This is a genomic window from Marinobacterium aestuarii (genome assembly GCF_001651805.1).
Taxonomy (GTDB): Bacteria; Pseudomonadota; Gammaproteobacteria; order Pseudomonadales; family Balneatricaceae; genus Marinobacterium_A; species Marinobacterium_A aestuarii.
In genome coordinates this window covers 308,898-321,888 of sequence record NZ_CP015839.1, presented here as the reverse complement: position 1 = coordinate 321,888, position 12,991 = coordinate 308,898, and the positions used below count along the sequence as shown (strand labels likewise).

The window sequence follows — 12,991 nt, the reverse complement described above, 5'->3', positions numbered from 1 at the left end:
GGACCCGGTTACTTCAGCACCTGGATAACAGCTAATGCCAACGTCCATCCCCGCAGACTCGGTCGGTCTGGTCCAGCCGCAACAATTCCAGTTTGACCAGCCACTGGAACTCGCCTGCGGACGCCAACTGGACAGCTACAGCCTGACGGTCGAAACCTACGGCACACTGAACGCCGACCGCTCCAATGCGATTCTGGTGTGCCACGCCCTCTCCGGCAATCATCACCTGGCCGGTTATCACAGCATGGACGACCCCAAGCCCGGCTGGTGGGACTCGGCCATAGGTCCTGGCAAGGTCATTGATACCAACCGCTTTTTTGTCGTCGGGCTGAACAATCTGGGGGGCTGTCACGGCTCCAGCGGGCCCAATCAGCCCAACCCCGAGACAGGTGCGCCCTATGGCCCCGACTTTCCCATCGTCACTGTGCCCGACTGGGTCCAAAGCCAGGCACGTCTTGCAGATCGTCTTGGCATTCAGCAATGGGCCGCCGTGATCGGCGGCAGTCTCGGGGGCATGCAGGCGCTACAGTGGGCCATCGACTACCCGCAGCGCCTGCGTCACTGCATTATCATCGCCGCCGCCGCCAGGCTCTCGGCGCAGAATATCGCTTTCAATGAAGTGGCTCGCCAGGCCATTACGCGGGATCCGCAGTTCCACGACGGTCACTACTACGCCAAACAGGCCATCCCCAAGACAGGCCTGATGCTGGCGCGCATGGTGGGGCATATTACCTACCTGTCGGATGATGGCATGCGGGAAAAATTCGGCCGCGACATGAAAAGCGGCAAGCTGAGCTTTGATCTGAGTCCGCAGTTCGAGATCGAGTCCTACCTGCAGTATCAGGGCGAGCGGTTTTCCGCCGCTTTCGATGCCAACACCTATCTGCTGATGACGAGGGCGCTGGATTACTATGACCCGGCCGCCAGCTTTGGCGACAGCCTGAGCGAGGCGGTGCGCGGCGCGCAGTGCAAGTTCAAGGTTATATCCTTCACCACCGACTGGCGCTTTTCCCCCGAGCGCTCGCGGGAAATTGTCGATGCCCTGATCGATGCCGGCAAGGCCGTCAGCTACGCCGAGATCGACTCACCCCAGGGACATGATGCCTTTCTGATTCCCATACCGCGCTATATGGAAGTGTTCGGCGCCTGCATGGGTCAGGTGGCCGCCGATATACCGTCATCTGCGCAGGAGAGCCGCTGAGATGCGCGTAGACCTGGATATCATTCAGAACTGGATCAGACCCGGCACCCGGGTGCTGGATCTGGGCTGTGGCGATGGCGAGCTGCTGAGCTACCTTGCCACACACAAGCAGGTCGAGGGTTACGGTCTGGAAATCGACCATGACAACATAACGGCCTGTCTGGAGGCCGGCGTCAATGTGATCGAAAAGGACATAGACGAGGGGCTGGCGACGCTTCGCAATGCCAGCTTTGATGCCGTTATCATGACCCAGGCGCTACAGGTCATGCACCGCCCCGACCAGATCATTGACGAGATGCTGCGCATCGGCAAGGAATGCATCATCACCTTCCCGAACTTTGGCCACTGGCGTGCACGCAGCTATCTGGCGCTGCGCGGCAAGATGCCGGTGTCAAAATTCCTGCCCTATACTTGGTACAACACCCCGAACATCCACTTCTGTACCTTCAAGGACTTTGAACGTCTGTGTGTTGAACGCAACATTCATATTCTGGATCGTACCGTTGTGGACAATGAACACCGTGATCGCTGGTGGCTGCGTCTGTGGCCCAATATGCTGGGCGAAATCGCCATCTACCGCATCACCCGATAATATCAGGAGCCCCAATGAGCGCGTTAACATCCACAGTACGCCATACCCTGCAGGGCTTGCTGGCCGGCCTTGCACTCAGCGCAAGTTTCGCCCAGGCCGACCAGTTCGTCGCCTATGGTGACTATGAAGTGCACTACAACGCTTTCAACAGCACCTTCATCGAACCCCAGGTGGCCCAGAGCTACGGCCTGACCCGCAGCAAAACTCTGGCCCTGATCAATGTATCGGTACTGCAAAAAGCCAGCGACGGCAGCAAGACGCCGGTCACCGCCATCGTCAAGGGTACGGCCAGCAACCTGATTGGCCAGAGCAGCAATATCAGCTTCAAGAAAATCGAAGAAACGGACGCGCTCTATTACATCGGCGGTCTGCCCTTTTCCAACGACCAACTGATGCGTATCGCGCTCGACGTCCAGCCGGACCCGAACCAGCCCGCCTACAGCATCCAGTTTGAACAGACCTTCTACGCCGAATGAACACACTCAAGCACCCACGCATCATCCTCGCCAGCGGCAACGCCGGTAAACTGCGCGAATTCAGTCAGGTACTCGCACCCCTGAACATCGAGGTACTGCCGCAATCGGCCTTCAATGTCAGCGACGCCGACGAAACCGGCCTTAGCTTTATCGAGAACGCCATCCTCAAGGCGCGTCATGCCTGTCGCAGCACCGGCTTGCCGGCACTGGCCGATGACTCCGGCCTCGAAGTCGATGCGCTGGACGGCGCACCCGGCATCTACTCGGCACGCTTTGCAGGCCCGGGTGCCACCGATGCCGAAAACAACAGCCGCCTGCTGCACCAGCTCAAGGATGTACCGGATGCCAGGCGCAGTGCGCGCTTTCGCTGCGTACTGGCTTTTATGCGCCACGCCGAAGACCCGACTCCGCTGATCAGTATCGGTACCTGGGAAGGTCATATACTGCATGCGCCCAGAGGTGAACAGGGTTTCGGCTATGATCCGCTGTTTCTGCTGCCAGAACTCGGCCTGAGCTCAGCCGAACTGCCCCGCGAGCAAAAAAACAGCCTCAGCCATCGCGGCCAGGCAGTGGCCCGGCTGGTCGAGCAGATAGGGCCCTACCTGAAGAACTGACGGACTTTAACCGCGACTCATGGGATAATCCGCATTCCGCCACGCTGTTGTGGTCGCGGAATGCGGTTCTCTCACTCACATCAGGGGGAATCGGCCACCGCTGTTTTTCCTCCTATTGAAGCCCTGATCCCATGTCCCTGCAGCTGCCACCTCTGTCGCTCTATATCCATATTCCCTGGTGCGTACGCAAGTGCCCCTATTGCGACTTCAACTCCCACGCCGCCAAGGGAGAACTGCCGGAAGCGGACTATGTTGCAGCCCTGCTGGAGGATCTGGACGCAGAACTGCCCGATGTACAGGGCCGCAGCATCGACACCATTTTTATCGGCGGCGGCACCCCCAGCCTGTTTTCAGCCGCGGCAATCCAGCAGATTCTCACCGGCGTCGCCGCGCGCACGCCCTTGTCCGCCCAGGCCGAAATCACCATGGAAGCCAACCCCGGCACCTTCGAGCAGGAACGCTTCGCAGGTTTTAGGGCCGCCGGCGTCAACCGCCTGTCCATTGGTATCCAGAGTTTCAGCGATGCCCAGCTCAAGGCACTGGGGCGGATTCACAATGCCGATGAAGCCTACCGCGCCGTGGCCAGCGCCCGGGCCATCGGTTTCGATAATATCAACCTGGATCTGATGCACGGCCTGCCGCAGCAGGATCTGGCCGGCGCCATGCGAGATCTGGATACGGCCCTGTCACTGCAGCCCGATCATCTGTCCTGGTACCAGCTCACCATCGAACCCAATACCGAGTTCAATGCCCGCCCGCCCAACCTGCCGGTGGATGAGGTGCTGTGGGAAATTCAGGAGCATGGGCAGGAGAAACTGGCCGCAGCGGGCTTTGCCCAGTACGAGGTGTCGGCCTATGCCCGCAACGGGCGCCAGGCGGCGCACAACCTCAATTACTGGGCCTTTGGCGACTATATCGGCATAGGTGCCGGCGCCCACGGCAAGCTGACCCGCCCTGCAGACGGCCACATCATGCGACGCTGGAAGCAGCGCCAGCCCGCCGCCTATATGGATGTGACCAAACGTCTGGGGGGTGAGAACGCCATTGCCCAGGACGAGCTGGCGTTCGAATTCATGCTCAATGCACTGCGACTGGTGGACGGCGTGCCGCTGCAGCTACTGCAGGCCCGTGCCGGCATCAGCCCGGACAGCATCCGCGTACAGCTCGACCGAGCCATACAGCAGGGGCTGCTGCAGAATGATCCGGCCCACATACGGCCGACCCATCAGGGCCGGCTGTTCCTGAACAATCTGCTGGAAATGTTTCTGTAAGCACGATTAGAGCGTGACGCGACCTGCGGCCTGCTCTGCGATCTCGATCAGCGCCTGGGGGATTTCATTCAGCGCCCGCACGGTTTGTGTCGGTGCAGGGCCTCCGGGCCAGGCCTGGTCGTTGAGATTGACCCAGATGGTCCAGAGGCCCGCGTTGTGCGCGCCTTCGATATCGGCCACCGGATTATCCCCTACATGCACCACCTGCTCGGGACGCAGCCCGGCATGCGCCAGCGCCTGCTGAAACATCAGCGGATGGGGCTTTTCGTGGCCCGTGCTCTCGGCGTTGAACTGGAAGTCGAAATAGTCCCCCAGCCCCACCCGCTTCACATCAGCGTTGCCATTACTCAGGGCACCGATCTGCAGATTGCGTTCGCGCAGCACCTTCAGCATGGTCAGCGCATGCTCGTAGAACTCCACCTGATGACGCCCCTCCAGATACACTTCGAACGCCTGCAACGCCAGCGCCTCGGCCTGCTCTGGCCCATAACCGGCCCGGCGCATACCCTCCTGCAGCAGGCGCAGGCGAATCTGGGTCACGCTGTGGGAAATCTCGGGGTAGCGCGCCAGCACCTCATCGCGCAGACGCGGCAGATCGGCAATGCTGAACTGACGCACAAAGAGCTGCGCATTGCGCTGCAGCCAGTCGAACAGCGAGTTGTTTGCAATCTCGATCACAGGATCAATGGCCCAGAGGGTATCGTCCAGATCGAAGGTGACACACTTAATCATCTTTTTTGCGCGCTCTTGGATGGGCCCTGTCATAAACATCGGCCAGATGCTGAAAATCCAGATGCGTATAGATCTGGGTCGTGGCGATATCGGCGTGCCCCAGCAGCTCCTGTACCGCGCGCAGATCACCGCTGGACTCCAGCAGGTGACTGGCAAAGCTGTGGCGCAGCCGGTGCGGGTGCACCTTGCCATCGGTGGCCTGGTGCAGCCCCCAGTGTTCGAGCCGCTGCTGCACGGCGCGGGTGCTGATACGGTTGCCGCGCTTGCTGATAAAGAGCGCCGGCTGCTCGCCGCGCAACAGACTGCCGCGCAGCCCCAGCCAGACGTCCAGCGCCGCCAGGGCCTTGCTGCCGACCGGCAACATGCGGGTCTTGCGTCCCTTCCCGGTCACGACCAGGCTGGCATCGCGAAAATCGATATCCCCCAGATCCAGACTGACGAGTTCCGCCAGGCGCAGACCGGACGAATAGATAAGTTCCATCATGGCACAATCGCGGGCAGAGACCGCATCGGTCACCGGAATCTGCATCAGATGGGCCGCCTGATCGGTATCCAGTGTTTTGGGCAAGCGCCGGGGTGAGCGGGGTGCACTGATACCCAATGCGGGGTTCTGCTGGCTCAGGCCTTCGCGATTAAGAAAGCGATAGAAGGAGCGGATGGCCGACAGCAGCCGCTGAATGCTTTTGCCGGCCAGCCCCTCGCGGTGTGTTTCGGCGATAAAGGCACGCAGATCCCGCGGCCTGATGCTGTTCCAGTCACTCAGGCTGTTCGCCACGGCATAGCGCAGCAGACGTTCGATATCGCGCCTGTAGTTGGCCAGCGTGTGCCCGGAGTACTGGCGCTCGGTACGCAGATAGCGCACAAAGGCATCCAGCACATCCGGATCGGGCGACATCAGCCCCGGCTCAGGATGCGGGACAGTACCCGGCTCAGCACTTCGCCGACATAGCACAGGAACAGGGTGCCCTGGCTGCTCTGAAAGTAATGCGGATCGTAGCTGCCAATCGCCAGCAGGCCCAGGGTTTCGCCCTGCACCAGCGGAACCACCGCCGCCGACTGAATCCGGAACGCCTGCTCCTGAAACACAAACAGATGCTGCGGCTCCGGCAGGCGCCCGCAGCTGGGCAGGTTGGTTCCCAGCAAGGGCTCCAGCGTCTGGGCATCGGCTTCATTCAGCCAGCGCGCGGCACCACTTTCTTCGCCGTCACCGAGCAGCATCAGGGTTGTGATATCGCCCTGAAAATCGCGGCACAGGCTTTCGTCAATGGCGATGGCGACATCATCCAGGGTTTCACAGCCCAGCAGCGCCAGCACCATGCGCTTGGTCTTCTCGAATTGCACATCGTTGTGACGCGCCACGTCGATCAGATCGGACAGATGGGTGCGCAATTGCTGGTTCTTTTCACGCAGCACACCGGTCTGGCGCGCCACCAGCGACACGGCGGTACCGGTTTCGTGGGGCACGTAGAGCTTTTCCAGCAAGCCTGAGTGACGGGAAAAGTAATCCGGGTTCTGCGCCAGATACTCCGCCACCTGCTGCTCGTCCAGCTCGCCCGGCTGCTGTTTGGCCTGATCGCTCATATGAAAATCTGCCCTTCGTAAACGGTTGTCGCAGGGCCGGTCATCAATACGGATGAACCCTCGCCCGCCCAGCGAATCTGCAACTCACCGCCTGGCAGATGCACGCGCACATCATCACCCAGCAGGCCGCGGCGACGCCCGGCCACAACGGCCGCACAGGCACCGGTACCGCAGGCTCGGGTTTCGCCGGCACCACGTTCATACACCCGCAGCCGAATTTCGCTCGTGGACAGAACCTGCATAAAACCGATATTGGCCCGTGCCGGGAAGCGCTCGTGCCGCTCCAGCAGCGGCCCCAGGGTTTCCACCGCAGCGGTGCTGACATCATCCACCAGCAGCACGCCGTGGGGGTTGCCCATGGAGACCGCGCTGATATCCAGCCACTGATCAGCCACTTCAATGGGATAGGTGATCTCAATGCCATCCGCCACAAAGGGGATCTCGGCCGGCACCAACTCAGGCGCGCCCATATCCACTTCCACCTGGCGGTCTTCCAGCACCCGCAGTATCGCCTTGCCCTTGGCCGTTTCAACGCAGATCACCGGCTTGATGGTCAGACGCTTGTCACGCACAAACTTGGCGAAGCAGCGCGCACCGTTGCCGCAGTGCTCCACTTCAGAGCCGTCGGCATTATAAATACGGTAGCGAAAGTCCATCTTCGGATCCGTCGGCGGTTCCACCAGCAACATCTGGTCAAAGCCGACGCCAAAATTGCGGTCCGCCAGACGGCTCACCAGCGCGGGGGTGATCTTGGCACGCTGCGTGACAAGATCGACCACCATGAAGTCGTTGCCCAGGCCGTGCATCTTGGTAAAACGTACCAACATAGCTGTTTCGCTTCTCAGTAATGATCTTTGGGCAGCAACTGCTCACCGTGCAGCAGGTCACCGATACTTTCGCGCTTGCGCACCAGATGCGCCTGATTATCGCTGACCATGACTTCGGCCGGACGCGGCCTGGTGTTGTAATTCGAGCTCATGACAAAGCCATAGGCGCCGGCCGAGCACACCGCCAGCAGGTCGCCGGGCTGCAGATTGAGCTCGCGGTCCTTGCCGAGAAAGTCACCGGTTTCGCACACAGGACCCACCAGATCGTAGATTTTGCTTTCGCCGTCTTCACGCAGGCTCAGCGGCACGATTTCCTGATAGGCACTGTACAGCGCCGGACGGATCAGATCGTTCATGGCGCCATCGATAATGGCAAAGTTCTTGTCACCGTTGCTTTTGAGGAACTCGACCCGCGTCAGCATGACCCCGGCATTGGCGGCGATGGAGCGGCCCGGCTCAAAGATCAGGCTCAGCGGACGATCGCCCAGTTTTTCAAGCACGGCGCCAATGTAGGCGGCGGCAGACGGTGGCTGTTCGTCGGTGTAGCACACGCCCAGACCACCGCCCAGATCCAGATGTTTGATCTGGATGCCATCGTCGGCCAGCTCGTCCACCAGTACCAGCAAACGATCCAGCGCATCGAGGAAGGGACGCAGCTCGGTCAGCTGACTGCCGATATGGCAGTCCATGCCGACGATTTCGATACTGGGCAGTTCCGCCGCCCGGCTATAAACGCCGCGGGCACGCTCGATGGCGATGCCAAACTTGTTCTCTTTAAGACCGGTGGAAATATAAGGGTGGGTGCCGGCGTCCACGTCCGGATTGACGCGAAAGGACACTTTCGCCGTCATGCCCGACGCTGTGGCAACTTCGCTGACGCGCTCAAGCTCGGCTTCCGACTCGATGTTGAAGCAGTGAATCCCCAGCTCCAGTGCGCGGCGAATTTCATGCGCCTGCTTGCCCACGCCGGAGAAAACCACCTTGGCGGGGTCGCCACCGGCCCGGACCACACGCTCGATCTCGCCCAGCGACACTACATCAAAGCCGGCCCCCAGGCGCGCCAGCACGTTCAGCACCGCGATATTGCTGTTGGCCTTTACCGCAAAGCACACCAGCGCATCACGGCCTTCCAGCGCCTGGGCATAATCCAGGTAGGCCCGCTCCAGCGCATCACGGGAATAAACATACAGCGGTGTGCCGTATTCTTCAGCGATACGCTCGAGGTTCATGTCCTCGCAGTGCAGGCGCCCATCGCGGTACTCAAAGTTATCCATCAATCTGTCCGTTATCAGTTCTGTGCGGGAGCCGGCGGCTGGGCCGATGTCTGCGAGGCGGGTGCAGCGGGATCAACCTGATCCGGCATATAGAGCGCGCCCTTGTTGCCACAGCCAGCGAGCAGCGCGAAGGTTACGAAGAGTATCCAGTTCCAGCGTTTCACGATTGCAGCCCCTATTCCGGCGATTCCAAAGCAGCGATTATACCCGGGATGAGTAGCGGCAGAAACTCGGATATACTGCCGGGCTCCAAGCACAGCGGAACCACAGACCGATGACCGAATCAGAATTCAACGACCGCGTCGATGAAACCCTCATCACCCTCGAAGACCTGCTGGAGGATGTCGACAGCGACCTGGACGTCGAAAGCCATGGCGGCATGCTCACCATCGTCTGCGAAAATGGCAGCCAGGTGATCTTTACCCGCCAGCCGCCGGTCTTGCAGCTCTGGGTTGCAGCACGCAATGGCGGCTTTCATTTTGACTTTGATACATCGCTGCAACGCTGGATACGCGATACCGACAAGGCACCACTGGCCGATGTGCTGAACGAGATTTTCCGCCTGCAGGCGGATGAGGATCTGGCGTTTCCGTTCTGAGCCCAGCGCTCTGAATCAGCCGCCTGGAGCGAAATGGCGGGCAGGCAAGCCGAAGCGGCTTTTGCAGGGTGCTGATGAGCGAAGCTAATCGCACCGTTTACCCAAGCGAATCGCACCGTGCGGCTCTAAGTGAAAAAAGCTGGACTCCTGTGTGTCCTGGATCGCGCTTATTGGCGGAAGCTCCGCTGATTTTTTCGAGCCCGTATTTCGCCTGTTGGCGACATACTTTCTTTGCTTGTGCAAAGAAAGTATGCAAAGAAAGCACACCCCGATGAAGCCTATTCGCTGCGCTCTGAACTCATTCGGCGGGCTGCGCTGAAGGTACATCCATGTACCTCATCGCAGGCGCATCAGTCCCTGTTGCGCCCCTTCGGGCCTGATCGCCGAATGACCTCAGTGCTCGCTGGCATATGGCCATGGATGGCCGGTAGCCAGAAAATGCAGGAGCAATTTTCTGCTCATAAGGGGGAAGCAAGAGCCGCTCTGATGTTTCGGTGGCCGGAGGCTGCTAGAGCATTTTCACCTTACCTCGACCCATATCCGGCCGAAGTAAAGAAACACTCAAAGTAACCTCGGTCGACAGATTGGTGTTTCGTGAAAATGCTCTAGGGCCTCAGCAGAGTCTTCTCGACCTGCTGGTACAGGCGTTCCAGCGCCCCGCGGTTTTGCGCCACAAAGGCCTGGGCCGCAGCGCCCTGCTGCTGGCGCTGCAGAGGATCCGCCAGCAATTCTCGCAGCGCCTGGGTCAGTGCCGCTTCATCGACCACCCGGGTCAGCCCGCCGGCGCTCTCCAGCGCATCGCAAATCGCCTGAAAGTTGAACACCTGCTGCCCCATCAGTACAGGCTTGCCCAGGGCTGCGGGCTCCAGCGGGTTGTGCCCGCCCCGGGGCACCAGACTGCCACCGACAAAAGTAATATCTGCCGCGGCATACAATCCCATCAGTTCACCCATGGTATCGCCGAGGTACACATCGACTGCACCCACCTGCGGCGCCGACTCGCCATGCCCTGCAACCGAATGTCGTGCAACCGACCAGCCGGCTTCCAGACAAAGTTGGTAGACGGGCTCAAAACGCTCCGGATGACGCGGCACCAGCACCAGTAACAGCGCCGGAAACTCTGTACGCAACTGCTCCAGCACGCGCAAGAGCGCGGCATCCTCCCCCTCGTGGGTGCTGCCGGCCACCAGCAGCGGGCGTTCGCCCCACTGTTGCCGCAGGCGGGCACCGGCTTCAAGCCAGTGCGGCTGGGTTTCGATATCAAACTTGATGCTGCCACTGACCGTCAGTTGCGCTGCCGACAGGCCGAGCTCGACAAAGCGCGCGCCGTCATCCCTGTGCTGCGCCACGACCTGGCTCAGGCACTGCAGCATCGGCCGCGTGAGCGCCGCGAAGCGCTTATAGCCTTTGGCCGAGCGCGCCGACAGCCGGGCATTGGCCAGCAGTACCGGTACAGCGGCAGCATGACAGCCGTGGACCAGGTTGGGCCAGAGTTCGGTTTCGACGATAAGGCAGCCGCGCGGCCGGGTGCGCCGCAGAAAACGGGCAAGCGCATCGGGCAGGTCCCAGGGGCAATAGGCATGTTGCACCCGATCACCAAACAGGGCGCGAACGCGCTCGGAACCCGTCGGTGTCGTGGTCGTCAGCAACAAGGGCAGATCGGGCCTGCGCGCCAGTAACAGTTCCACCAGCGGTGCAATGGCCACGGTTTCGCCCACGGACACGGCATGAATCCACAAGGGTCGACTGTCACAGGGAGTCACAAAGCCCAGCCGCTCGCACCAGCGACTGCGATAAGCCGGGGCTCGGCGCCCACGCCACCACAGCCGCAGCAGGATGATGGGCAGAGCCAGGTACAGCAGTGCGGTATAGAGCAGACGCGCCATCAATCAGCTTTCCGCAAACTGCATGCGATGCAGCTGGGCATAGGCGCCATCGCGCTCGATCAATTGCGCATGGGAACCCTGTTCAACGATACGCCCCTGGTCCAGCACCAGAATAAGGTCAGCCTTCTCGACGGTGGAAAGCCGGTGGGCAATGACCAGGGTCGTGCGTCCCTTGATCACCTGATCCAGCGCATCCTGAATATGCCGCTCGGACTCCGTATCCAGTGCCGAGGTGGCTTCGTCCAGAATCAGTATGGGCGCGTCCTTCAAAATCGCCCGGGCGATGGCGATGCGCTGGCGCTGACCGCCGGAAAGCAGCAAACCACTCTCGCCCACTTCAGTGTGCAGCCCTTTCGGCAAACGGCGGGCAAATTCCATCACGTGGGCGGCCTCAGCTGCCGCCTCGATCTGCGCCTCGCTGCAACCGGCCATGGCACCGTAGGCAATGTTCTGGGCGATGGTGCCGTTGAACAGCACAACCTGCTGATTGACCAGGGCGATCTGTTGGCGCAGATTACTCAGCAGATACTGCTCCAGCGGTGTGCCATCCAGCAGTATCTGCCCTGTCCAGCCATCGCCAAAACGCGGCAGCAAGGACGCCAGGGTCGACTTGCCACCGCCGGAACGCCCAACCAGGGCCACCGTCTGGCCCGGCGCTATATGCAGATCCAGGTCATGCAGCACGGGGGCGGCATCCACGCCATAGCGAAAACCCACCTTGTTAAAAATCAGCTCACCGCGTGCGCGCTCCACCCGATGCACACCATCGTCCCGTTCGGGCGTTTCGTCCATGATCGAGAATACCGATTCGGCCGCAGCAATGCCTTTTTGTACCTGCGTGCTAATATCGGTCAACTGGCGCAACGGTTTGGTAATCAGCCCCGCCGCCGTCAGGAAGGCTACAAACTGGCCGGTACTCATGCCCCCCATGACGTCCGGGTGCATTGCCGTATACAGCAGCCCCGCCAGCGCCAGGGCAATCAGGAACTGCACCGCCGGCGTATTGAGCGACTGGGTGACCACCATTTTCATGAACTGGCGCCGGTTGCGATCGCTGGCGTCATTAAAACGATTGCGCTCAAACTCGGTGCCCCCGAAGATGCGCACAATCTGGTAGCCCTTGATGGTTTCAGACGCCGAGCTGGTAATGTCCCCCACCGACTGCTGCAGTCGCCGGCTCAGCTTGCGCATGCGCTTGGACGCAATACTGACCACCACGGCGATAAAGGGTGATGCGGCGATAAAGATCAGCGTCAGCTTCCAGTTCAGGTAGAACAGGTAACCGAAGAGTCCAATGACCGTCAGGCCTTCGCGCAGCAGGGTCTTGATGGCATCGGTAACGGCACCCGTGACCTGCTCGACGTTATAGGTCAGCTTGGCCAGCAACTCTCCACTTGTACTGTGCTGATAGTAACTGCTGGGCAATGCCAGCATACAGTCGAACAGATCCGTGCGCAGACCGTGCACCACCTGGCGCGCCACATGGCTGATGCTGTAGTTGCCGACAAAGGTACCCGCGCCACGCAGGGCAAAGATGCCCAGCACCGCCAGCGCCAGCACACCGCGCTGCTCCAGGGCGCCCTTTTCCACCGCGTTGACCACATGCTCCAGCCACTTGGCCGACAGCGCCTGGGATGCACCGTAAGCGCCAAAAGCCATAAAACTCACGACAAACGCAAACCAGTAGGGTTTTACGTAGACCAGCAGCCGCTGGTAAATTTTCCAGCTGCTCAATTCGGTTGTGGGTGCCTGTTGCTTACTCATCAATGACCGCATCGGTTCGTTATTTTCGCCGCTCATTATACATGGATGACCCGAGGGGCTGTTGACGTTTGCAGAACAACAGGGCGCATTCGCAAACGTCAACAGTCCCTAGTGCAACCTTCGAATGCACAGCGTGATTTTGCCGCAGAAGGCAGACCCCAGGCGATGCTGGAAC

At 60.5% G+C, this 12,991-nt stretch carries 14 protein-coding genes; 6 read left to right on the top strand and 8 right to left on the bottom strand.

What is annotated here, in order from left to right; genetic code table 11:
* Positions 1-34 precede the first annotated feature (34 nt).
* From metX to hemW, 5 genes are all read left to right on the top strand, one after another.
* Positions 35-1,201, top strand: coding sequence for a homoserine O-succinyltransferase MetX (metX, locus tag A8C75_RS01385; protein WP_067377044.1), 1,167 nt, complete (start codon positions 35-37; stop codon positions 1,199-1,201).
* 1 nt (position 1,202) lies between these two features.
* Positions 1,203-1,793, top strand: coding sequence for a methionine biosynthesis protein MetW (gene metW / locus A8C75_RS01380; protein WP_067377042.1), 591 nt, complete (start codon positions 1,203-1,205; stop codon positions 1,791-1,793).
* Between the two features lie 14 nt (positions 1,794-1,807).
* The gene (locus A8C75_RS01375) at positions 1,808-2,269 is read left to right on the top strand and encodes a DUF4426 domain-containing protein (RefSeq protein WP_067377038.1); all 462 of its coding nucleotides are present in this window, start codon (positions 1,808-1,810) and stop codon (positions 2,267-2,269) included.
* Positions 2,266-2,883, top strand: a complete 618-nt coding sequence (rdgB, locus tag A8C75_RS01370) for an RdgB/HAM1 family non-canonical purine NTP pyrophosphatase (protein WP_067377035.1) — start codon at positions 2,266-2,268, stop codon at positions 2,881-2,883. The genes A8C75_RS01375 and rdgB overlap by 4 nt, the downstream gene beginning before the upstream one ends.
* A 131-nt stretch (positions 2,884-3,014) precedes the next feature.
* Positions 3,015-4,154, top strand: a complete 1,140-nt coding sequence (hemW, locus tag A8C75_RS01365) for a radical SAM family heme chaperone HemW (RefSeq protein WP_067377032.1) — start codon at positions 3,015-3,017, stop codon at positions 4,152-4,154.
* A 6-nt stretch (positions 4,155-4,160) separates the two neighbouring features.
* On the opposite strand, the gene A8C75_RS01360 is transcribed toward hemW, so the two are convergent.
* Genes A8C75_RS01360 through lptM form a run of 6 tightly spaced genes read right to left on the bottom strand, consistent with a single transcriptional unit; the run spans position 4,161 to position 8,732 of the window.
* Entirely contained in the window at positions 4,161-4,886 is a 726-nt protein-coding gene (locus A8C75_RS01360) for an HAD family hydrolase (RefSeq protein ID WP_067377028.1), read from the bottom strand.
* A complete protein-coding gene (xerC, locus tag A8C75_RS01355) occupies positions 4,879-5,781 on the bottom strand; it encodes a tyrosine recombinase XerC (RefSeq protein ID WP_067377025.1) in 903 nt (300 codons plus the stop codon). Before xerC ends, A8C75_RS01360 begins: the two co-directional genes overlap by 8 nt.
* Positions 5,781-6,467 carry a DUF484 family protein gene (locus A8C75_RS01350; RefSeq protein ID WP_067377022.1) on the bottom strand — a complete coding sequence of 229 codons (687 nt, stop codon included), beginning with the start codon at positions 6,465-6,467 and terminating at the stop codon, positions 5,781-5,783. Before A8C75_RS01350 ends, xerC begins: the two co-directional genes overlap by 1 nt.
* The gene (gene dapF, locus A8C75_RS01345; RefSeq protein ID WP_067377020.1) at positions 6,464-7,294 is read right to left on the bottom strand and encodes a diaminopimelate epimerase; all 831 of its coding nucleotides are present in this window, start codon (positions 7,292-7,294) and stop codon (positions 6,464-6,466) included. The genes A8C75_RS01350 and dapF overlap by 4 nt, the downstream gene beginning before the upstream one ends.
* Before the next feature lie 14 nt (positions 7,295-7,308).
* On the bottom strand, positions 7,309-8,568 hold the full coding sequence (gene lysA, locus A8C75_RS01340) for a diaminopimelate decarboxylase (protein WP_067377017.1): 1,260 nt from the start codon (positions 8,566-8,568) through the stop codon (positions 7,309-7,311).
* A 14-nt stretch (positions 8,569-8,582) separates the two neighbouring features.
* Complete coding sequence (gene lptM / locus A8C75_RS23280) at positions 8,583-8,732, bottom strand: LPS translocon maturation chaperone LptM (RefSeq protein ID WP_120785162.1); 150 nt, start codon at positions 8,730-8,732, stop codon at positions 8,583-8,585.
* 110 nt (positions 8,733-8,842) lie between these two features.
* Between lptM and cyaY the strand changes: the two genes are divergently transcribed.
* Positions 8,843-9,166: an iron donor protein CyaY gene (cyaY, locus tag A8C75_RS01335; protein ID WP_067377014.1), complete on the top strand. Its 324-nt coding sequence runs from the start codon at positions 8,843-8,845 to the stop codon at positions 9,164-9,166.
* A 605-nt stretch (positions 9,167-9,771) separates the two neighbouring features.
* On the opposite strand, the gene waaA is transcribed toward cyaY, so the two are convergent.
* Together waaA and msbA are read right to left on the bottom strand one after the other, a co-directional pair.
* The gene (waaA, locus tag A8C75_RS01330) at positions 9,772-11,052 is read right to left on the bottom strand and encodes a lipid IV(A) 3-deoxy-D-manno-octulosonic acid transferase (RefSeq protein ID WP_067377011.1); all 1,281 of its coding nucleotides are present in this window, start codon (positions 11,050-11,052) and stop codon (positions 9,772-9,774) included.
* Between the two features lie 3 nt (positions 11,053-11,055).
* The gene (gene msbA / locus A8C75_RS01325; protein WP_067377008.1) at positions 11,056-12,816 is read right to left on the bottom strand and encodes a lipid A export permease/ATP-binding protein MsbA; all 1,761 of its coding nucleotides are present in this window, start codon (positions 12,814-12,816) and stop codon (positions 11,056-11,058) included.
* Positions 12,817-12,991 lie beyond the last annotated feature (175 nt).